This is a genomic window from Rhizobium sp. BK538 (genome assembly GCF_014197575.1).
Lineage (GTDB): Bacteria > Pseudomonadota > Alphaproteobacteria > Rhizobiales > Rhizobiaceae > Rhizobium.
In genome coordinates this window covers 26,248-45,954 of record NZ_JACIFT010000023.1, presented here as the reverse complement: position 1 = coordinate 45,954, position 19,707 = coordinate 26,248, and the positions used below count along the sequence as shown (strand labels likewise).

Here is a 19,707-nt window from a genome sequence, read left to right as displayed (position 1 = left end):
CAAGGAGTAACGATCATGCCTATGAAACCCGGTGATATCGAAGACATGATCAAGGCCGGCATCCCCGGCGCCAAGGTAACCATCCGCGATCTCGCCGGCGACGGCGACCATTATGCGGCTGAGGTGGTCGCTGAAGCCTTTCGCGGCAAGAGCCGCGTGCAGCAGCACCAGATGGTCTACGAGGCTCTCAAGGGTAACATGGGCGGCATATTGCATGCCCTGGCGCTGCAGACATCGGCACCTGATTGATATCGAATGCAAAATGCCCGGTCACAAGCCGGGCGTTTTGCTGTAGCCACCTTCTGCAAAGACCGAGCCCGACCGTGGACCGGCGGTCAGCAGCGTGAAGTCGAAGGGAGCCCGCAAGTCCGGCCCCAGGACGTACTGCCGATGCACGCGCAGAAGGTCCTTCTTAATCCTCCTGTAGTGTTCAACGGTTAGCATCTGCTTGACGCGGATGAAAACCATCCTGGCAGGCCGTAGATAGCCATGCCCGCAAACCGCCACCACCGGCACCTTATAGAAATGGATTGCGTCGGTCAGGCACTGGACATCGAGCCAGTAAACGTTGTCGCATCGCGCAATCAGGCCCACCCGTGACCGCAGCAATTGCGCGGGACGCAACAAAGCACACTGAAGGATTGCTGACCCGAGCGTCGCAAAGATCACCCTCTTGCCGGCGAAAATATCCGGATATCGCTCGAGAAGTGTGCCGATCACATGCGCAGCAACGCTGGAGCCCATGCTGTGAGATGAGATGACGTATTCGTCCGCAGTCTCCGACAAGGCTGCCCGGGCGGCAGTGGCGCAGTGATCGAGCCATTGATTGAATTCTGGATCGCTCATCCAAGCAAGAGCCACCGCCATGCGCCAGTCCGCGAAAAGATGCAATGTGTAGAAACGTTCGGCAAAAGGCAGAAACGCAAAGATGAAGAAACATAACGCTAGTGCCACGCTCCACAGAAGATGAAGGGCGGGCAACTCCGTACCGATCGGTATAACAGCGATCGTCGCACTGAGCGCAAAGCCCAGAATCATCATCAGAAACGGAAAGATGAAGAACAATCCGAATCGCCAGGCATGCCTGAAATAACCCGCCATCCCCCCAAAGGCGATGACCTGCAAAGCGCTCCGAAAACCTGAGAGGATCTGTGTCGCCCGGCTGCCAGCTCTAAGCTTTTCCACGAGAGCGTCGTGGTCGAAGACATGGATATGGCTGTTGGTTTCCCAGCCATCCGCGCTCGCCCTCACCTTGAAGCTCGTTGAATCGGGTCCGTATTCCGGTTCACCTGTCAGCACTGAGAAATCCCAAACAGCCGCACTTTGCTTTGCTGAGCGTTGGTAGCGAGCGATGTGAGCACGCCCGTCAAGTGGCTCGAACCCCGGAAAATGGAGAACGACCCTTTTCGAAATCACTGTCATTATTCTCTTTCTTTGCCGCGGGCACGGCAGATAATTGCTGCGCCGCAATCGGCGAGAATTGTGGCGAAATCCGGGTAATTTCCCGTGCGAAATGCGCGCCACTCGTACCTCGTCGTAACGCTTCAGTGGAGGGCGTAACGCAAGCGCAACAATCCGCCGTCTGCAAACCGATAGGGTGCTCTTTTTTTGCCGGCGCCTGCTGGAATTCCGGCGATCACATGCTATCTAAGCTTAACGATTGAAACGGCGGGCCTTTAACTCGCCTGTGGAAAGGATTAGGTCCCTATGAGCGGTATCAACGAATTCATCGACAACGAAATCAAGAGCAACGACGTCGTCCTCTTCATGAAGGGAACGCCGCAGTTTCCGCAGTGTGGATTCTCCGGCCAGGTCGTGCAGATTCTCGATTACATCGGCGTCGACTACAAGGGCATCAACGTGCTCGCTGACTCCGAAATCCGCCAGGGCATCAAGGATTATTCAAACTGGCCGACGATCCCGCAGCTCTACGTCAAGGGCGAGTTCATCGGCGGCTGCGACATCGTCCGGGAAATGTTCCAGGCCGGTGAGTTGCAGCAGCACCTGCAGGAACACGGCGTCACCGTTCGCGGCGCCGCCTGACCTGTCCGGTCACCGGGCGTCCGCCCGGTTTCCAAATCTTGTATTTTGAGTCCGAGGCGCTGTGCTGAACAGCGCCTTGGCCCGTTTATGGGAATTCCATTGTGACAGATTCATCACAAGCCGCGCACGCGGGCCAATTGCCCATGGGCAAAGGGGAGTTCATTGCACTCGCCGCCTTCCTGATGGCGGTCAATTCGCTTGCGATCGACATCATGCTTCCGGCGCTTCAGCAGATCGGCGCAAGCCTCGGCGTCGAAAGCGAAAATCACCGTCAATTCGTCGTTTCTGCCTATCTGCTTGGTTTCGGCTCGGCGCAACTCTTCTACGGCCCCCTCTCAGACCGCTTCGGCCGTCGCCTGCCGCTCCTGATCGGCCTCGTCATCTATATCTGTTCCGCGCTCGGGATCGCGCTGGTACCGTCCTTTGCGGGGCTGCTTGCGCTTCGTTTCGTTCAGGGCATTGGTTCGGCGGCCACCCGCGTCATCACGATCTCCATCGTTCGTGATATCTACGGCGGCCGGCAGATGGCGGAGGTCATGTCGCTGATCATGATGGTCTTCATGATCGTCCCCGTCATCGCGCCGGGCAGCGGCCAGATCATCATGTTCTTCGGCAGCTGGCATCTGATCTTCGTATTCATCGCCGTCATGGCTGCACTGATTTCGGGCTGGGCCTATCTTCGCCTTCCAGAAACCCTGCATCCCTTGAACGTTCGCCCCTTCACCGCCCGTTCAGTGATCGGTGGTTTCAAGCTCGTGCTGACGAACCGGATCGCGCTCTGCTACACGATCGCCAGCACCTTCATCTTCGGCTCACTGTTCGGCTTCATCAATTCCGCGCAGCAGATTTACGTCGGCATCTACGGGCTAGGCGTCTACTTCCCCTTCGCTTTTGCCGGCGTCGCCGTCTTCATGTCGCTCTCGTCATTCCTGAACTCGCGGCTTGTCGGGAAGTTCGGCATGCGGCGGCTTTCCCATGGTGCATTGGCCGGCTTTATCACGATTAATACCATCTGGCTTCTGGCCCTTCTGCTGGGTCCGCACCCGATGCCCTTCCCGCTCTTCATCGGCTTCTTCGGCCTGGCGATGTTCCAGTTCGGCTGGATTGGCTCCAACTTCAATTCGCTTGCCATGGAACCGCTCGGCCATGTTGCGGGAACGGCTTCGTCCGTCCTCGGCTTCATGAGCACCGTCGGGGGCGCACTGATCGGCGCCGGCATCGGCCAAGCTTTCAACGGTACCGCTCTGCCGATGGTCGCGGGCTATTTCACCGTCTCGATCATCGGCCTGATCTTCGTTTTGATCGCAGAAAAGGGGCGTCTCTTCCAGCCGCATAATCCCGCGGTCTGATCGGGTCACCCGCCTCGTATTTCAGGATTTCCATTATGACGCCACTGCATAAACCACATGTTGAAAATCAGGGCTCCGGCCGAATAGGCATGGGCTTCGTCGAATTTGTCATCACCATCGCCATCATGACCGCCAGCGTCGCCATGGCGATCGATAGCATGTTGCCGTCCCTGCCCGCGATCGGCCATTCATTCGGCGTTATCAACGCCAACGACGCGCAGCTCGTGATCGGCGTCTTCTTCCTCGGCTTCGGCGTTTCGCAGATCATCTTCGGCAGCTTGTCGGATACGTTCGGCCGCCGGAACATCCTGCTTGGAGGCTTGGCGGTCTACGTGCTCGCCATGTTCGCCGCTGCTGCCACAGGCAGCTTCGAAATGCTGTTGATCATGCGTTTCGTTCAGGGCCTCGGCGGCGCAGCCGTCCGCATCACCACGATGGCGATCGTCCGTGACTGCTTCGGTGGCCGCGAAATGGCGCGCGTGATGTCCTACGTTATGATCGTCTTCATGATCGTTCCGATCGTGGCACCTTCCGTCGGTCAGTTGATTATCACCTATGCCAACTGGCACTGGATATTCATCCTGCTCGGCCTCGTTGGCGCCATCCTGTTTTTATGGGCACTGCTGCGTCTCAAGGAATCTCTCCCGAAGGAAGAACGTATCCCCCTGTCGGTCGGCTCCGTCGTCGACGGCTTCAAGACCGTCCTGACCAACAAGATCACCTGCGGCTACATGATCGGCCTGACCATGTTCACAGGCGTCATCAGCGCCTATGTGATCTCGGTCCAGCAAGTCTTCGGCGAGGTCTATGGTCTCGGCGACTGGTTGCCGATCGCCTTTGCGGCGACGGCGGGAGGTATCGCGGTGGCAAACTTCGCCAACGGCTTCTTCGTCCGCAAGTTCGGCATGCGCCGCATCTCGCACGTCGCCATGATCCTGTTCACGATCGTTTCAGCGATCGGCTATGTCAAAGCACTCGGCGGTCGCCCCGATTTCGCCTTCGCCTATGCGCTCTTCACGATCCTGCTGATGATGTTTGCGGTCATAGCCACCAACTTCACGGCGATCAGCCTGGAACCGATGGGCAACCTGGCCGGCACGGCAACCGCCATCACCGGCTTCGTGTCGACGACCTTCGGCGCGATCCTCGGCGGCACCGTCGGCCAGCTGTTCAACGGCACGGTCCAGCCACTCTTCGGCGGCTTCGCAGTGTTCGGTGCGATCAGCATCGCGGCAACGCTCTGGGCGGAAGGCGGCAAGCTCTTCACGCATCCTGGCGACAGCCCGCAGCTCGATTCCGGCGCCGGCCACTTCTAGAAGCCGACCGGCCTGTCTCTCCCGTTTGAACGCATAGCGTATCGCCCGCAACATGCCGTTGCGGGCGCCACTGCCTCAGGGAGTTAGCGCCACACCAGAACAACCGATACGGCCAGCGCCGATGCCATGGCGATATTGAAAAGCTTGGCCGAACGTTGTGCCCGGAGAAGTTGGGCCATGAGTGCGCCCAAGACAAGCCATAGCAGCCCGGCCGGAAAAGCCGCAGCAGCAAACAGCGTCCCCATCCATAGGGCGCCGCTGGTTTGCGCATGCTGCGGGGACACAAGATAGGTGCTGCCCGCGCTCAGGGCGACCAGCCACCCTTTTGGGTTCAACCACTGGAACAGAAAAGCCTGCAGAAATCCCGCCGCCTGTGTCAGGCTATCCGCCTCAAAAGTGCCGGCATTGACGATCTTCCAGGCAAGCCACAGCAGGAACAGAGAACCGGCCACTTTCATCGCCGTTACGATAGCTGGTACAGCGGCGACAATTTCTCCGACACCGAAGGTACTTAAAACGATCATCACTCCCATGCCCAGTGACGCACCGAGCGGACAGCCAATGCCTCTCAAAGTGCCGACGGTCGCACCGGTGGACAGGATCATGGTGTTGCTTGGCCCCGGCGTGACCGCCGCGATGAATGCAAACAGCAGGAAGGCCAGCGCCTGAGCGGTATCCATCGTCCCTCTCCACGTGGTTCTCGAAAGACGAAAGAACCTCTAGGCCTGGCGCACACTCTTGTCTTGTATGTTTGTGTGCAAGCTACTAGCGGGTCAGCTTCTCATAAGGAAACCGAATGGAGCGACGGCAGCCGATATGATGCGGCGCACCGTCGGTCCAAACGCGCAGACTAGCTGCCACTTCTGCACAAGACGTATTTCACGTCTTCTCCAAGGGAGTCGCGAGGTTCGCTCGCTTGGCGCTAGACCGTGAAAACCTCGCGCCGGAGGATATCCCAGCTCTCCTTGTCAGGCGCAATCAGCAAACCACCGCTGGTGTGATGCGGCAGGTAGGGCGAGCCGTCAAAACGCGCTGCATAAGCACCGGCCTCGATGCTGAGAAGCGTGCCTGCAAGATGATCCCAGGGCATCAGCTTGTTATACATGAGATAGTGCACATGACCGCTCGCAAAGGCGCGGTATTCGTGGGCCGCGCAGCGATAGTTGGCAAGAAACCGAACCTTGGCGAGGTTGGCAAGGATCTCGCCACGCTTCGGTTTCGGCAGGAATCCGGTCGATGCCATACCGACCATCTCTTCCAGCGCGACAGCTGCGGCAACCGAAAGCCGTTCCGCCTCACCGTCAGGACGCCGAAGCCATGCGCCACTGCCCTTCTCTCCGATCACCCAATCGTCGCCCATCGGGTCGTAGATGATGCCGGCAACCGTTTCGCCCTTGGACACCACGGACGCCATGACGCCGAAGGCTGGAATGCCCGATGCGAAATTGAACGTCCCATCAACGGGATCCACAACGATAGCAAGATCCGCACCCTCGAGCTTGCCGAGCAGCGCCGGATCTGCGGCGACCGACTCCTCGCCGACGAACAGGGCATCTGGCCAGAGCGTGGCTGCTTCCGCCTTGATCATCCGCTCGGCCTGCAGGTCGGCCTCCGTCACCAGATCGGTCGCCTCGCTCTTGGCGCGCACGTCATCGCTCCCAAGTCGACGGAAACGCGGCAATATCTCTGCCTTCGCCGCCCGCCTCAGAAGATCGGCAAGCGTCGCTACATCTATCGTGGAACTCATGGACTTTCCTTCTTTGGCGTGAGCGCCGACTATTCGCTCTTCGGCGCGGTCTCTCCGGCCATCAGGCCGGCGAAATCGAAAAGCTTGGGATCAAGCAGATGCGACGGGTTCACATGCGCAAGCGCCCGCAGCATCGTATCCTTGCGGCCCGGCATGCGCCGCTCGAAATCGGCGAGCATCTCCTTCATCGCATTGCGCTGCAGCCCGTCCTGGGAGCCGCAGAGATCACAAGGAATGATCGGGAACTGCATGGCCGCCGCAAACTTTGCCATGTCGTCTTCGGCGCAGTAGGCGAGAGGGCGCAAAACCATGAGGTTGCCCTCGTCATTTAGCAGCTTGGCCGGCATCGACGCGAGCCGCCCGCCATGGAAGAAGTTCATGAAGAAGGTCTCGAGAATATCCTCGCGGTGGTGGCCGAGCACCAATGCGTCACAGCCCTCCTCCTTGGCGATCCGGTAGAGATTGCCCCGCCGTAGACGCGAACAGAGCGAACAATAGGTCGCGCCCTCCGGAACCTTTTCCTTCACGATCGAATAGGTATCGCGATACTCGATGCGGTGTTTGACACCGATCTTCGTGAGATAGTCAGGCAGGATATGCTTGGGAAAGTTCGGCTGCCCCTGGTCGAGATTGCAGGCGACCAGTTCCACCGGAAGCAGGCCGCGCCACTGCAGGTCGAGCAGAAGAGCCAGCAGCCCATAAGAATCCTTGCCGCCAGAGAGGCCGATCAGCCAACGCTTCTGGCCCTTCAGCATCGCAAAATCGTCGAATGCCTGCCTGACGTTGCGCAGCAGCCGCTTGCGCAGCTTGTTGAACGACACCGAGTTCGGCGCATCGGCAAAGAGCGCGTGTGCGACGGCGTCGTCCGCGGTCGGCGTTTCCAACTCATCGGCGATGTTGGCTGCGATGTTCATTCTCTCGTCCAATCAGAGTCTGCCTCCGCCTTAGCAGAAAGCGCCACGACAACCCAGCATCAATCGCCGAAAACCGACCATCCAGTCCGGGCAGCCAGCATTTCGAGCGCGACAGCGCCGAGCTGCGAGTTGCCGACCTCGTTGAGACCCGGAGACCAGACCGCAATCGAGGCAATGCCGGGCGCCACCGCAAAGATGCCTCCGCCAACACCGCTCTTGCCGGGAAGGCCGACATGGTAGGCGAAGTCGCCGGAGCCGTCATAATGACCGCACGTCAGCATCAGCGCATTGATGCGCCGGGCCCGCTTCGGTGACACGACCGAGTGGCCGGTCATCGGATTGCTGCCACGTGCAGCGAGGAACAGCCCCGCCTTCGCCAGTTGTTCGCAGGTCATCGACAGGGCGCATTGATGGAAATAGACGCCGAGTACGTGATCGACTGGATGGTCGAGATTGCGATAGGCCCGCATGAAGTTGGCGAGTGCAAAATTGCGGTATCCCGTCTGCGTCTCGGACTTTGCGACACGGTCGTCAATCGTCACCGACTCATCATCCGCGAGATAGCGAACGAAGCGCAGCAACTCACCGATCGCCTCGCGCGGCGCATGGCCGGCCATGACGACATCGGTCACGGCGATTGCGCCCGCGTTGATGAAGGGATTGCGCGGAATACCCTGCTCGTGCTCGAGCTGGACGATCGAGTTGAAAGCCGAGCCCGAAGGTTCGCGGCCGACGCGCTTCCACAGTCCCTCGCCGACCTTGCCAAGCGCAAGCGTCAGCATGAAGACCTTTGAGATGCTCTGGATGGAGAACGGGACATCCGCATGGCCGACGCTGTAGACCTTGCCGTCTATGGTCACCACGCTCAAGCCAAACTGATTCGCGTCGACCTTGGCGAGTTCCGGAATGTAGTCCGCAACCTTGCCTTCGCCGATACGGGGTGCCAGCTCCTTGTGGATGCTGTCGAGAACTGCCTGCAAGTCCGTCATCGTATCTCCCCAGATAACAAAAAAGCCGCCCCAAGAGGCGGCTTTTCCGTATGCGAAAACGCCTCGCATCCTACTGCGCCACGCGTCGAAGACGCGCAAAGAACGCAGTAGCCCTTAAAGAGACGCATAAGCCTTTCCGACAATCGAAACTCGATTGTCGGGGTTATGCGTTAACGCGAATAGAATTCGACCACCAGATGCGGCTCCATGACGACCGGATACGGGACGTCGGAGAGCGAGGGAACGCGAGCGAAGGTAGCAACCATCTTGTTATGGTCGGCTTCGATGTAGTCCGGAACGTCGCGTTCAGCCAGAGCAACCGATTCCAGAACGGAAACGAGCTGCTTCGACTTCTGACGAACTTCGATGACGTCGCCAGCCTTGCAACGGTAGGAACCGATGTTGACGCGGACGCCGTTCACGGTCACGTGGCCGTGGTTCACGAACTGGCGGGCAGCGAAAACGGTCGGAACGAACTTGGCGCGATAAACGATCGCGTCCAGACGGGACTCCAGAAGACCGATCAGGTTTTCCGAGGTGTCACCCTTGCGGCGGGCGGCTTCAGCGAAGATTGCACGGAACTGCTTTTCGCGCAGGTCACCGTAGTAGCCCTTGAGCTTCTGCTTGGCGCGCAGCTGCACACCGAAGTCCGAAAGCTTGCCCTTGCGGCGCTGACCATGCTGGCCCGGGCCGTATTCGCGGCGGTTCACCGGGGACTTCGGACGGCCCCAGATGTTTTCGCCCATACGGCGGTCAATCTTGTACTTAGACGATTCGCGCTTGCTCATCGTATTTCCTTTCAGATAGTTAGGACGGTCTGTTACCAAGCCGCGTGAAGGAAACACGCCCTCCTTTGATCTTCTTTCGAGGATCCGACAGGATCATCCCATTACGCGAACGGGACAAATCCACGGGACATGTCAAATGAAACACCGGACATCTCTGCCCGGTGCTGGCGCGGTGTTTAGGGCGAAGTCGCTGGAATGTCAATCACAATCCATACCCGGTAGCTTGCTTTCTGGCAGGCGGAACGTCTCACCTTGAGCAGCGTTGCTATTCCGCCGCGGGGCGGACGTCATCGGCGTCGGTCGCATTTGCATCGCCAGGCGCCGTTTGGCAGTCCATGTCGGGAAAGGCGACAATCCGCTTGCCCGAGAAATCCGCGTGCACCACTATGGTGCCCTGCTCCTCGAAGTACCCGAGCAGGCGCCTTGCCCGCCGTGCCGAATGGGTGCCGTAGGCTCGCGCAATCCGGGCGTCCGACGGGCATGGCTCACCGCAGACGGCAGCCTTTGCTATCATCAGAAAGACGCCCTGCAGATCGTCGGTGACACTGGCCGAAAGCGACAGCGCTGTCGCCCAGGCTTCCGTTTCGGCTGTTGCAGCGTCCACCCCGGAGCGCGAAATCGCGACGCGGCGCCGGAACTCAGGAAGAGACATCGGAGAACCCGGAACCCGGCGCATACGAAGCCGCACGAGGAAGTCCTGATACAACACCGAATCCGTTCGAAAGCCGGACCCCGGGTCGTCCAGGATCTCGTGGAGCACAGCCGTCAGCCGCTCCTCGCGCTCCTCCGTCGATAGCTCGGGCTGAGCTGCGCGAGTCTCTGAGGGAGGAGCCGAGGCGGCAGGAGCCGAACGCGACAATTCGGCGAGAATATCTGTGGTTGGCCGTGGCGCTGCCGGAGCGCGACGAACGATTGGCCTCTGAAACTCTTCCGGATCCGGCGTGAAGATCAGATCCTCGACGTCCTGAGGCGCATCCGGCAGCGGCATGAGCTTCGGGCTCGACGAGCGTGCCGAAGTCTCGACGTTGCCGATCTCGATCGGCAACGGGCGACGCGACAAGGCAGGCCCGAGCGCAACGAAATTACCACGCTTCAGATCGCGGAACATTTCCGCCTGACGACGGTCCATGCCGAGGAGATCGGCCGCACGCGCCATGTCGATGTCGAGAAAGGTGCGGCCCATCAGGAAGTTCGAGGCTTCCGCGGCAACGTTCTTCGCAAGCTTTGCCAGACGCTGCGTTGCGATCACTCCGGCAAGACCGCGCTTGCGACCGCGACACATCAGGTTCGTCATGGCGCCGAGCGACATCTTGCGCGCATCTTCGGAAACATCGCCGCCGACCGAAGGCGCAAACATCTGCGCCTCGTCGACCACGACAAGAACTGGATACCAGTATTCGCGGTCGGCATCGAACATGCCATTGAGGAAAGCGGCTGCCGCCCGCATCTGCTGCTCGATATCCAGCCCCTCAAGCGTCAGAACGCAGGAGACGCGATGCTGGCGGATACGATTGGCAATGCCGGCCAATTCGGCCTCCGTCCGCTCGCCGTCGACCACGACGTGGCCGAACTTGTCAGACAGAGTGACGAAATCGCCTTCAGGATCGATGATGACCTGCTGCACCCACTGCGCAGATTGCTCCAGAAGGCGGCGAAGCAGATGCGACTTGCCGGAGCCGGAATTGCCCTGCACCAGAAGACGGGTAGCCAGAAGCTCCTCGATATCGAGCGTGGCCGGATTGCCTCCCGACGCCGTTCCCATATCGATACCAACCTGCAATGTCACATTCCTCTTTCAATTCGAACACGGCGTCCTAGCAGGTTTGGCCGTGTCTTTGGCAACACGCCCGCACAAACCCACAGGAGAAAACCGTCAGAACCTAGCCTTCAGCATCCGCGTGAACGCCAGGCTGATCGCGAGCGGCACCAGCAACACCGCCAACCCGACGCGCAACCCCGACGCCTCCGCGATGAATCCGATCAGAGGCGGTCCGATCAGAAAGCCGGTGAGCGCCATGAAAGACAGGATCGCGACATTGGCTGCCGCCGGCCGATCCCGGAGGCTCGCCGCGGCGGTAACCGCCAGCGGAAAGCCGACCGACACACCGATACCGACCAGCGCAAAGCCCGCCAGCGTCACCAGGCTATGCCAAGCAAAGACGACAATCAGCATGCCCGCAAGAGCAGCCGCGCCGCAGCCTCGGGCTAGTGAAATCGCGCCAAAGCGCTGCTTCAGATGGTCGCCGCTGAAGCGCCCGGCCGCCACCATGAGGGCAAAGATCGTATAGCCGATACCGGTCATCATGCCATCGGTCTGGAAGACATCCTTGAGATAGACCGCCGACCAGTCGGCAATCGCCCCTTCGGTCATGGTAATGCCGAAGACGAAGGCACAGATCCCGAGCAGTGTCACACTCGGCGGTTTGAACGGCGCGTGCGGCGGAGCCGAACCGGCTTCGCGATCCGGCGGCAGGCGGAGACTTGCCGCAACAGCAAACGGCAGCACGACAAAAGCCGCCGCCAGGATTGCCCATCCGGCCGGCGCGGCAACCGCTACCATCGCGGAACCAAGCAGGCTGCCCGCCATGATGCCAAGGCTCCAGAAGCCATGGCAGCGGTTCATGATGATCGAGCCGGTATCCTTTTCGGCACGATCTGCCTCGACATTCAACCCGAGCTCCAGCATCGACATCGCAACGCCAAGCAAGGCCAGAGCGATGAACAATTCAACCGGCGCGAGCGAGAAGGCCGGAAGGCAGACAATTACCGAGAAGACGAAAAAACCCGCAATGACCGCGGTCTTTCCCCCAATGCGAGAGACCACTCTTCCCGCAAAAGGCAACGTCGACAGAATGCCTACCGGCATGCCGAGCAGAGCCAGCGCAAGATCGGCCGGACCGAGCTCCAGACGAGCCTGGATTTCGGGGATGCGCGGCAACCAGCTGCCGAATGCGATCGGCTGCAGGAAAAAGATAGCCATAACGAGCTTTTGGAAGGACATGCGGAGCCTGGCGGGACGAATCACATCTCACAGTCTGCGCAGTCGCTTGGCTTTGCGATAGCCCCTATTGCATCAAGACAAGACCGGCGTTGCGCGTGTGCCTGATGTCAAGCCTTGAGGCCAAATCCCTGCATCAGCCGGCGCGTCGCGAAATCGGGATTGCCTGACGTGAAGACCGCGAAGTCGAAACTGTCGGGGTGCACGCCATCGGCGACCTGCGGCACGAGGTTGCGGGCGCGCCGCGCAATTGCCTCCGCTGGATCGAGCCAATCGACAGGCCAGGGTGCGAGCCGCCGGTAGACGTTGGCCATGAAGGGATAGTGCGTGCAGGCAAGCACCACGATGTCGGTCTTGCGACCGTCCTTCTCCACGAAGCATTGGTCGATCTCGGACAGCACGGCCTCGTCGGATACCGCATCGCCGCGGATATAGGCCTCCGCCATTCGCGCCAGATTTTCGGACCCGACCAGGCGCACGTGACACTGCTGCGCGAAGGATTGGATAAGGTCGCGCGTATAGGCACGCCTCACCGTACCAGGGGTCGCCAGGACGGAGACGAGCCCCGAGCGTGTCCGCTCTGCCGCCGGCTTGATCGCCGGTACCGTGCCGATGAAGGTCATCTGCGGAAAAGCCGCGCGAAGATCGGCGCCAACCAGCGTAAAGGCCGTGTTGCAGGCGATGATGCAGACCTCAGGGGCATAATCCGCAAGCAGCCTCGCGAACAGGCCGATGATCCGCTCCTTCAGCGCCTGCTCTTCCCAGCCGCCATAGGGAAAGCCAGCATCATCGGCGATGTAGATAAAACCGCGCTCCGGCATGAGCACGCGCGCTTCGCGCAGCACGGTCAGCCCTCCGATGCCGGAATCGAAGACCAGAACCGGTTTCAGCTCATTCGGCGCTGCTGTCATCTTCCGATTGTTCCTTGACGTCTACGGGTGGCCGGCTCCCGCGCGGATATTTCCGCGAGAAGCGGTCGAGGGAGGAGATCACACCGCGCAACACGCTGATTTCCTGCTCTGTGAAGGCGCGGCGGGACAGGACTGCGCGCAGGTTGTCCACCATTTTCGGCTTTTTCGCGGGCGGATGGAAATAATTGCGCGCCTCCAGTGCCTCTTCCAACTGGTCGTAGAGCCCGAATAGTTGTTCCTTCGTGGATTGCGTCTGCGACATTGCCTGGAAGGGAACGGCCGCGACATCCTCCATGCCCGACTTCATCCACTCGTAGGACATCAACAGCACGGCTTGAGCGATGTTGAGCGACGCGAAAGCGGGGTTGACCGGAAAAGTCACGATCTCGTCGGCAAGCGCCACCTCCTCGTTATTGAGCCCCCAACGTTCACGTCCGAACAGGATGCCGGTGCCCTCGCCCGCGCGAAATTTTGCTCGTAGCGTCTCCGCTGCGACAACAGGCGAGCGAACTGGTTTGAAGCCGTCCCGCTCGCGCGCCGTCGTCGCGTAGACGAAGTTCAAGTCAGCAATCGCCTGCTCCAGCGTCTCGAATACTTTGGTGCCTTCGATCACATGATCCGCCTTCGACGCGGCAGCCTGAGCTTTGTCATTCGGCCAGCCATCGCGCGGATTGACAAGCCTGAGATCCGCCAGGCCGAAATTCGCCATGGCGCGCGCCACCATTCCGATGTTTTCTCCCATCTGCGGTTCGACGAGAATGATAACCGGGCCTTCTGTGAGAAGTCGCCGCTCGCTGTTCGTGCCTGCCATGACGCTGGATCCTTTTGCTACGGGCGCAATAGCCAAGCCAGGCTGAAACGGCAAGGGCCAAGCGTCCCGGCGACGTTAGGACATCCCTCGGGCTCGTCGGCACACAATGTCCAAAGCTGGCGCGAAGGCCGTTTCCGGGAAGGGTGCCCGGCCGAGCGTCACCGCCATCACTGACCCTTGGCGATCTGCACCATGGTGTTCTTGAGCGAGTTCGGTGGCTGCCCAGGATCACCCTCAGTGACGATGTCGTCGATCACAGCCTTGCCGGCCTCGTCGAGCATCTCGAACCGCACGGTGGTCACGGCTTGCTTGTCCGACCCGTCGTCCATGCATGTCGCCTTCTTGAAAGTGACAATCACTTCCGTCGCTCCGTCGGTGGCCTGCTTTGGCGTGTAAGTCAGATCCGCGAGAGGACATGCATCCTCGCCGTTGATGATCACGTCGTAGTCGAAAGGCGAAATGCCGTCCTCGTCGGCAGCCGGGTTCTGGATGGCTGCCTGGTATTTGGTCACGAAGTCCTTGCTGTATAGCCGCGAAAGCTTGCTCGGATCGAAGATGTCGATCCAGTCGCTATCCGCGCCCGACCAGTTTTTGATCGTCGCGTCCATGATCTCCTTGACCGGCGCCGTAAGGTCGCCAGCAAGCATTGGCGAGGTCGAACCGAGAAGGACCGCTAGGACAAGGGAAATCTTCTTCATGACGAATATCCGGGCAATGGTTTCGCGGCGGAGACTAGCCATTTTCCGACACTTGGCAATGGCCGCAAAAACACCGCCCTCTCCTGCTTCCGGCTTTGCACTCCCGGCGCACAATGCTATAGCGCCAGGGATTTCACATCACCCACCCGGGACACCGGTCCCTTCTTAGCTTAACGAGGCAGATACATGAAGAAGATCAAGGTCGCCAATCCCGTCGCCGATCTCGACGGCGATGAAATGACTCGCATCATTTGGCAGCTCATCAAGGATAAGCTGATCCATCCGTATCTCGACCTTGAGATCGATTATTTCGACCTTTCCGTTGAAAACCGCGACGCCACCAATGACCAGGTGACGATCGATGCAGCCAACGCCATCAAGAAGCACGGCGTCGGCATCAAGTGCGCGACGATCACGCCTGATGAAGACCGCGTCAAGGAATTCAACCTGAAGCAGATGTGGAAGAGCCCGAACGGCACGATCCGCAACATCCTCGGCGGCGTTATCTTCCGCGAACCGATCATCTGCCAGAACGTTCCGCGCCTGGTTCCGGGCTGGACGAAGCCGATCGTCGTCGGCCGTCATGCCTTCGGCGACCAATACCGCGCCACCGATTTCAAATTCCCCGGCAAGGGCAAGCTGACGATCAAGTTCGTCGGCGAAGACGGCCAGGTCATCGAAAAGGACGTGTTCGACGCCCCCGGCGCTGGCGTTGCCATGGCTATGTACAACCTCGACGAGTCGATCCGCGAGTTCGCCCGCGCCTCGATGATGTACGGCCTGATGCGCAAATGGCCGGTCTACCTGTCGACCAAGAACACCATTCTCAAAGCATACGACGGCCGCTTCAAGGACATCTTCGAAGAAGTCTATCAGACCGAATTCAAGGATCAGTTCAAGGAGTTGGGCATCACCTACGAACACCGCCTGATCGACGACATGGTCGCTTCGGCGCTGAAGTGGTCGGGCGGTTACGTCTGGGCGTGCAAGAACTACGATGGCGACGTCCAGTCCGACACGGTTGCCCAGGGCTTCGGTTCGCTCGGCCTCATGACCTCGGTTCTGCTGACGCCGGATGGCAAGACGGTCGAAGCCGAAGCCGCGCACGGCACGGTTACCCGCCACTACCGCCAGCACCAGAAGGGCCAGGAAACCTCGACGAACTCGATCGCCTCGATCTTCGCCTGGACACGCGGCCTCGCGCACCGCGCCAAGCTCGATGACAATGCCGAACTCGCAAAGTTCGCCGCAACGCTGGAGAAAGTTTGCGTCGATACGGTCGAAGCCGGATTCATGACCAAGGATCTGGCACTGCTCATCGGTCCCGATCAGCCCTGGCTCTCCACCACCGCCTTCCTCGACAAGATCGATCAGAACCTGCAGAAGGCGATGGCATAAGCCAGAAACAATAGCGGAATGGGCGGCGGGGATTTCCCCGCCGTTTTCGTTTCAGCGACAAGTAGGGGAACAACAAGCATGACCACCACAATCCGTCCGCTGCAGCCTTCCGACCGGGCCGCCTGGGAACCGCTGTGGGCCAGCTATCAGCGCTTCTACGAGGTCGTCATTCCGCCGGAGACGACGGATCTGACCTGGGGTCGTTTCCAGGATCCGGCCGAAGACATGCACGCGCTCGGCGCCTTCGACGAAGGCGACCGCCTCGTCGGCATCGTCCACGCCATCTTCCATCGCTCGACCTGGCTGCCGAAGTGGACCTGCTACCTGCAGGACCTCTATGTGGACGACACACAGCGCGGTCTCGGCACGGGCGCGGCTCTCATCGATGCCGTCGCCAATCTCGCCCGTGAGAACGGAGCCGGCCGGCTCTACTGGATGACGCACGAAACCAACACCACGGCGCGAAAACTCTACGACAGGATCGCCGAGCGATCCGGCTTCATCCAATATCGCAAGGTACTTTAAATAGTTACGGACTTTGCGCTGGACCTCTCTGTCCTATCTTCCTGATGGCCGGCCTTAATACACTGCGTTCAGATCCCGGAGCGTAAAAAGAAAATGAGGAGGAGTGCATGGCAGACGAACTGGTATTTTATACGAACCCTATGTCGCGTGGTCGCATCGCCCGCTGGATGCTGGAGGAGACGGGCGTACCCTACAAAACAGAGATCCTGACCTTTGGCGAAACCATGAAGTCGCCGGAGTACCTTGCCGTCAACCCGATGGGCAAGGTTCCCGCGGTCCGGCACGGCAAAACGGTTGTGACGGAATGCGCAGCGATCTGCGCCTATCTCGCTGACACCTTCCCCGAAGCAGGCCTCGCTCCAAAGTCGGATGAACGCGGCAGCTACTATCGCTGGATGTTCTTTACCGCCGGACCGCTCGAAGCCGCAGCGACCAACAAGGCATTGGGCTTTGAAACTCCGCCCGACAAGGCCCGGATGGCGGGATATGGCAGCTTCGCCGATGTGATGAACACGCTGGAGAGCGCCGTCAGTGCCACACCTTACGTTGCCGGAGATCGCTTCACGGCAGCCGACGTCTACGTCGGTTCACATATTGGCTGGGGCCTGGGATTCGGCACCATCGAGAAGCGCCAGGCCTTTGTCGACTATCTCGGCCGCGTCACCGATCGCCCGGCCTACAAGCGGGCCGTCTCCATCGATGACGAGGCCATGAAGGCCGCAAAGTAGCGACCGGAGGCTCAGGCAAGCGGCATGTGGATGTCGGTCAAGAGTTCGGTCGGCGATACATCGCGTGGGTTGTTGAGATACTCCTCGAACATCACGCTGTCGCGAAGCTGCCGGCCTGAAGCGGGCAGCCATTCCGCATAGAGCCACTGATAGGCCTTGTGCATGTCGGCATAAGGCCCCCTGTGACGCAGCACGGCATATTCCCCACCGTCGAGGGTACGATGTTCGAATGGCGGTGCAGCGGCGATCTCGTCTTCCATCGTCACGCATGCGATGGACCGCAGCCTTTCGGCCGGCACGAGATCGGGATCATCGAGATAGACACCGACCATGCGCATCGTAGGCTTGGCAAGCCGGCGCGCATACAGCGTGCCAAACAAGGTCTCGAACGCCTTGCCGATCTGCATGTACGAGCCGATGTGCGGCACGCCAAGCAATTGAATTAGCTCAATCTTCCGTAAGGTGACATCAAACATGGCTGCAGTCTTTCCGTTAGGTGAGGGTTCGAAGGCTTTATGGCTTCCCTCTTTCCGGTATTGAGCTGGCGGCATGCCGTAGACCGATTTGAAGATACGGTTGAAGGACTGGAGGTTGGGATAGCCTGATCGCTTTGCGATTTCCCCAACAGAAAGACCCGTGCGCACGATGTCGCCGGCGGCGCGATGCAAGCGCAGCCGCTTGACGGTCGCCGCGAGTGTTTCGCCGTAAACCGCGCGATAGATCCTGTGCCAGTGGTAGCTCGACATGCAGGCAATCTCGGCAAGCCTGTCCATGTCAAGCTCTTCGTCGAGATGATCATGGATATAGGCCGATACCCGTCGCAGACGGTCCTCGTAGAGGGCCCATGCCGTTTCGCCATTCATGTCTGAACCTCGTGCAAATCGATCGGCTGCAGAAAACCATACTGCGATTTGACAAATCCTGCGGACTTTGACCAATCCGCAATCGGCATAGGGGGCGATCGTATTCGATCGCGCCCCTGCCACACCACCCGGCATGCGGATCCGCACCGGGCGGTTCGAGAGATTGAGGTTAGACGAGTCTGGGCATTCCGAGTTGGTCGGCCCATTTGATGGTGAGGATGCTGTTGAGGAGTTTGCCGCTGTTGCGCCACCAGCGACCGGCCTTGGCTGCCACTCGCTGTGCCACAAGAGGGTTTGCCCCCTTTGCCAGCAGTTCGCGGAAGATCGTCGTGCCACGCCTCCATTGTTTGAGCTGGATTGCCCTCACACGGTGACGCATCCATTCAACCAGCTCTCGCCAGAACTGCTTTCAGGGATCGACCCGCGGTGTCAGTTCGCGAATGCGCTCCTTGAACGCCTTGATTGCCTTGTCGGCAACACCTCGCTTGACCACCCCTCCTGGTGCTTTGAAGAAAGCATAGCCGAGGAATTTGCGGCCGAAGACGCTGGCAACAGCGCTCTTGACCTCGTTCACCATCAGGCGAAGTCGACCATAAAGCCGCCGCAGCAGAGCCATCGCCCGCTCGCCCGCCCGCTGCGACCGCACATAGACGTTGCAGTCGTCGGCATAGCGGCAGAAGGCATGGCCCCGCCGTTCAAGCTCCTTGTCGACCTCATCCAGCAGCAGGTTGGCCAATAGCGGCGACAGCGGCCCGCCCTGCGGCGTGCCTCTGGTCCGCGCAATGACCGCACCCCCATCAACAATGTCGGCGTTCAGATAGGCCCGTACGAAGCGGGTCACGCCAGGATCAGGGATTTTCTTGCGCAGACGGTCGATCAGGATGTCATGGTCAACCCGGTCGAAGAACTTCTCCAGATCCACGTCCACAACGACCCACCGTCCGGACTGCACGAACGATTGCGCCGCCAGGACGGCATCGTGTGCACTCCTTCCCGGACGGAAGCCGTAGCTGTGCTGGCTGAAGGTCGGATCAAGGATTGGCTGAAGGACTTGCAGGAGCGCCTGTTGGATCAGGCGGTCCAGCACCGTAGGGATGCCAAGCTCGCGCTCGCCGCCCCCTGGCTTCGGGATCATCACGCGACGCACCGGCTGTGGCCGATACGTCCCTTCCCGCAGGCTGTCGCGGATGGCAGGCCAAGAGATGCGCAGCGCCGCAGCCGTCTGGTCAATGTCCAGACCGTCCACGCCCGCAGCGCCCCTTGTTGGCGCGCACTTGTTGGCTCGCACCTGCTTCCACGCCTGCAGAAGGTTCTCTCGCCGCAGGGCCGCCTCAAGCAGCCCAGCACCTGTGTCGTTCCCGATCCGCGGCGGGGGCGCGGTTTCGTCAAGATCGGAACTCCGGCGGGCTTCACCCGCTTGCCCCTCCGATCTCCCGGGCTGTCCCGGCATCTGACGCATGACCTTGCTCATCCTTGGAGGAACTTCACTCTCTCTCGTTCAGCCCTTCGTTCGCGCCTACCTGCTCCCTACTACGACCTCTGCTGACTTCTCGCTCCGGCTCGACACCGTCGCCCTTTCAGGCGCAAGGCGAGATCACCCCAACAGGTAAGAACGCACTCCTTCACTGC

Annotated in this window: 21 protein-coding genes; 7 read left to right on the top strand and 14 right to left on the bottom strand. The window is 60.1% G+C overall.

Going from position 1 to position 19,707, the window contains the following annotated elements; all coding sequences use genetic code 11:
- The first annotated feature begins 15 nt into the window (after positions 1–15).
- Positions 16–249 carry a BolA family transcriptional regulator gene (locus FHX09_RS24145; RefSeq protein ID WP_007789538.1) on the top strand — a complete coding sequence of 78 codons (234 nt, stop codon included), beginning with the start codon at positions 16–18 and terminating at the stop codon, positions 247–249.
- Between the two features lie 21 nt (positions 250–270).
- Here the strand turns inward: FHX09_RS24145 and FHX09_RS24140 are convergent, their stop codons facing one another.
- Positions 271–1,422 (bottom strand): hypothetical protein, encoded by a 1,152-nt coding sequence (locus FHX09_RS24140; RefSeq protein WP_184450762.1) that lies wholly within the window; start codon positions 1,420–1,422, stop codon positions 271–273.
- Positions 1,423–1,707: 285 nt separating this feature from the next.
- Here FHX09_RS24140 and grxD point away from each other — a divergent pair, with 285 nt between their 5' ends.
- The 3 genes from grxD (at position 1,708) to FHX09_RS24125 (ending at position 4,708) form a co-directional block, all read left to right on the top strand.
- Complete coding sequence (gene grxD / locus FHX09_RS24135) at positions 1,708–2,043, top strand: Grx4 family monothiol glutaredoxin (RefSeq protein WP_007532908.1); 336 nt, start codon at positions 1,708–1,710, stop codon at positions 2,041–2,043.
- 143 nt (positions 2,044–2,186) lie between these two features.
- Positions 2,187–3,392, top strand: coding sequence for a multidrug effflux MFS transporter (locus FHX09_RS24130; RefSeq protein ID WP_007789536.1), 1,206 nt, complete (start codon positions 2,187–2,189; stop codon positions 3,390–3,392).
- A gap of 35 nt (positions 3,393–3,427) precedes the next feature.
- Positions 3,428–4,708: a multidrug effflux MFS transporter gene (locus FHX09_RS24125; RefSeq protein WP_132593136.1), complete on the top strand. Its 1,281-nt coding sequence runs from the start codon at positions 3,428–3,430 to the stop codon at positions 4,706–4,708.
- An 83-nt stretch (positions 4,709–4,791) separates the two neighbouring features.
- Here FHX09_RS24125 and FHX09_RS24120 read toward each other — a convergent pair whose 3' ends face one another.
- From FHX09_RS24120 to FHX09_RS24075, 10 genes are all read right to left on the bottom strand, one after another.
- Positions 4,792–5,388, bottom strand: coding sequence for a LysE family translocator (locus tag FHX09_RS24120; RefSeq protein ID WP_132593138.1), 597 nt, complete (start codon positions 5,386–5,388; stop codon positions 4,792–4,794).
- Between the two features lie 242 nt (positions 5,389–5,630).
- Positions 5,631–6,455 (bottom strand): inositol monophosphatase family protein, encoded by an 825-nt coding sequence (locus FHX09_RS24115; RefSeq protein WP_183722864.1) that lies wholly within the window; start codon positions 6,453–6,455, stop codon positions 5,631–5,633.
- Between the two features lie 29 nt (positions 6,456–6,484).
- Complete coding sequence (gene ttcA, locus FHX09_RS24110; RefSeq protein ID WP_007789532.1) at positions 6,485–7,369, bottom strand: tRNA 2-thiocytidine(32) synthetase TtcA; 885 nt, start codon at positions 7,367–7,369, stop codon at positions 6,485–6,487.
- A gap of 59 nt (positions 7,370–7,428) precedes the next feature.
- Positions 7,429–8,358 carry a glutaminase gene (locus FHX09_RS24105; RefSeq protein ID WP_132593142.1) on the bottom strand — a complete coding sequence of 310 codons (930 nt, stop codon included), beginning with the start codon at positions 8,356–8,358 and terminating at the stop codon, positions 7,429–7,431.
- Between the two features lie 170 nt (positions 8,359–8,528).
- Positions 8,529–9,146 carry a 30S ribosomal protein S4 gene (rpsD, locus tag FHX09_RS24100; protein ID WP_007789529.1) on the bottom strand — a complete coding sequence of 206 codons (618 nt, stop codon included), beginning with the start codon at positions 9,144–9,146 and terminating at the stop codon, positions 8,529–8,531.
- Positions 9,147–9,411: 265 nt separating this feature from the next.
- Complete coding sequence (locus tag FHX09_RS24095) at positions 9,412–10,926, bottom strand: ATP-binding protein (protein WP_184450761.1); 1,515 nt, start codon at positions 10,924–10,926, stop codon at positions 9,412–9,414.
- A gap of 93 nt (positions 10,927–11,019) precedes the next feature.
- Positions 11,020–12,147, bottom strand: a complete 1,128-nt coding sequence (locus tag FHX09_RS24090) for an MFS transporter (protein WP_132593146.1) — start codon at positions 12,145–12,147, stop codon at positions 11,020–11,022.
- A 107-nt stretch (positions 12,148–12,254) separates the two neighbouring features.
- Positions 12,255–13,055, bottom strand: a complete 801-nt coding sequence (murI, locus tag FHX09_RS24085; RefSeq protein WP_007789526.1) for a glutamate racemase — start codon at positions 13,053–13,055, stop codon at positions 12,255–12,257.
- The gene (locus FHX09_RS24080) at positions 13,036–13,866 is read right to left on the bottom strand and encodes an RNA methyltransferase (protein WP_007789524.1); all 831 of its coding nucleotides are present in this window, start codon (positions 13,864–13,866) and stop codon (positions 13,036–13,038) included. Before FHX09_RS24080 ends, murI begins: the two co-directional genes overlap by 20 nt.
- Before the next feature lie 167 nt (positions 13,867–14,033).
- A complete protein-coding gene (locus FHX09_RS24075) occupies positions 14,034–14,564 on the bottom strand; it encodes a hypothetical protein (RefSeq protein ID WP_184450760.1) in 531 nt (176 codons plus the stop codon).
- 186 nt (positions 14,565–14,750) lie between these two features.
- Between FHX09_RS24075 and FHX09_RS24070 the strand changes: the two genes are divergently transcribed.
- From FHX09_RS24070 to FHX09_RS24060, 3 genes are all read left to right on the top strand, one after another.
- Entirely contained in the window at positions 14,751–15,962 is a 1,212-nt protein-coding gene (locus tag FHX09_RS24070; protein WP_007789520.1) for an NADP-dependent isocitrate dehydrogenase, read from the top strand.
- A 78-nt stretch (positions 15,963–16,040) separates the two neighbouring features.
- A complete protein-coding gene (locus FHX09_RS24065) occupies positions 16,041–16,487 on the top strand; it encodes a GNAT family N-acetyltransferase (protein WP_007789518.1) in 447 nt (148 codons plus the stop codon).
- A gap of 107 nt (positions 16,488–16,594) precedes the next feature.
- Positions 16,595–17,215: a glutathione S-transferase family protein gene (locus tag FHX09_RS24060; RefSeq protein ID WP_132593150.1), complete on the top strand. Its 621-nt coding sequence runs from the start codon at positions 16,595–16,597 to the stop codon at positions 17,213–17,215.
- An 11-nt stretch (positions 17,216–17,226) separates the two neighbouring features.
- On the opposite strand, the gene FHX09_RS24055 is transcribed toward FHX09_RS24060, so the two are convergent.
- The 3 genes from FHX09_RS24055 to ltrA all read right to left on the bottom strand — a co-directional run bounded on the left by FHX09_RS24055 (position 17,227) and on the right by ltrA (position 19,528).
- Positions 17,227–18,078: an AraC family transcriptional regulator gene (locus tag FHX09_RS24055; protein ID WP_184450759.1), complete on the bottom strand. Its 852-nt coding sequence runs from the start codon at positions 18,076–18,078 to the stop codon at positions 17,227–17,229.
- Between the two features lie 169 nt (positions 18,079–18,247).
- Positions 18,248–18,457, bottom strand: a complete 210-nt coding sequence (locus tag FHX09_RS30090; RefSeq protein WP_245505527.1) for an RNA-directed DNA polymerase — start codon at positions 18,455–18,457, stop codon at positions 18,248–18,250.
- Between the two features lie 30 nt (positions 18,458–18,487).
- A complete protein-coding gene (gene ltrA / locus FHX09_RS24050) occupies positions 18,488–19,528 on the bottom strand; it encodes a group II intron reverse transcriptase/maturase (RefSeq protein ID WP_246699504.1) in 1,041 nt (346 codons plus the stop codon).
- Between the last annotated feature and the right edge of the window lie 179 nt (positions 19,529–19,707).

What these genes read in the sequence shown, in the direction of transcription:
- FHX09_RS24145 (WP_007789538.1), top strand. Translation starts at nt 16, where the DNA reads ATGCCTATGAAACCCGGTGATATCGAAGACATGATCAAGGCCGGCATC.
- FHX09_RS24140 (WP_184450762.1), bottom strand. Translation starts at nt 1,422, where the DNA reads ATGACAGTGATTTCGAAAAGGGTCGTTCTCCATTTTCCGGGGTTCGAG.
- grxD (WP_007532908.1), top strand. Translation starts at nt 1,708, where the DNA reads ATGAGCGGTATCAACGAATTCATCGACAACGAAATCAAGAGCAACGAC.
- FHX09_RS24130 (WP_007789536.1), top strand. Translation starts at nt 2,187, where the DNA reads ATGGGCAAAGGGGAGTTCATTGCACTCGCCGCCTTCCTGATGGCGGTC.
- FHX09_RS24125 (WP_132593136.1), top strand. Translation starts at nt 3,428, where the DNA reads ATGACGCCACTGCATAAACCACATGTTGAAAATCAGGGCTCCGGCCGA.
- FHX09_RS24120 (WP_132593138.1), bottom strand. Translation starts at nt 5,388, where the DNA reads ATGGATACCGCTCAGGCGCTGGCCTTCCTGCTGTTTGCATTCATCGCG.
- FHX09_RS24115 (WP_183722864.1), bottom strand. Translation starts at nt 6,455, where the DNA reads ATGAGTTCCACGATAGATGTAGCGACGCTTGCCGATCTTCTGAGGCGG.
- ttcA (WP_007789532.1), bottom strand. Translation starts at nt 7,369, where the DNA reads ATGAACATCGCAGCCAACATCGCCGATGAGTTGGAAACGCCGACCGCG.
- FHX09_RS24105 (WP_132593142.1), bottom strand. Translation starts at nt 8,358, where the DNA reads ATGACGGACTTGCAGGCAGTTCTCGACAGCATCCACAAGGAGCTGGCA.
- rpsD (WP_007789529.1), bottom strand. Translation starts at nt 9,146, where the DNA reads ATGAGCAAGCGCGAATCGTCTAAGTACAAGATTGACCGCCGTATGGGC.
- FHX09_RS24090 (WP_132593146.1), bottom strand. Translation starts at nt 12,147, where the DNA reads ATGTCCTTCCAAAAGCTCGTTATGGCTATCTTTTTCCTGCAGCCGATC.
- murI (WP_007789526.1), bottom strand. Translation starts at nt 13,055, where the DNA reads ATGACAGCAGCGCCGAATGAGCTGAAACCGGTTCTGGTCTTCGATTCC.
- FHX09_RS24080 (WP_007789524.1), bottom strand. Translation starts at nt 13,866, where the DNA reads ATGGCAGGCACGAACAGCGAGCGGCGACTTCTCACAGAAGGCCCGGTT.
- FHX09_RS24075 (WP_184450760.1), bottom strand. Translation starts at nt 14,564, where the DNA reads ATGAAGAAGATTTCCCTTGTCCTAGCGGTCCTTCTCGGTTCGACCTCG.
- FHX09_RS24070 (WP_007789520.1), top strand. Translation starts at nt 14,751, where the DNA reads ATGAAGAAGATCAAGGTCGCCAATCCCGTCGCCGATCTCGACGGCGAT.
- FHX09_RS24065 (WP_007789518.1), top strand. Translation starts at nt 16,041, where the DNA reads ATGACCACCACAATCCGTCCGCTGCAGCCTTCCGACCGGGCCGCCTGG.
- FHX09_RS24060 (WP_132593150.1), top strand. Translation starts at nt 16,595, where the DNA reads ATGGCAGACGAACTGGTATTTTATACGAACCCTATGTCGCGTGGTCGC.
- FHX09_RS24055 (WP_184450759.1), bottom strand. Translation starts at nt 18,078, where the DNA reads ATGAATGGCGAAACGGCATGGGCCCTCTACGAGGACCGTCTGCGACGG.
- FHX09_RS30090 (WP_245505527.1), bottom strand. Translation starts at nt 18,457, where the DNA reads ATGCGTCACCGTGTGAGGGCAATCCAGCTCAAACAATGGAGGCGTGGC.
- ltrA (WP_246699504.1), bottom strand. Translation starts at nt 19,528, where the DNA reads ATGCCGGGACAGCCCGGGAGATCGGAGGGGCAAGCGGGTGAAGCCCGC.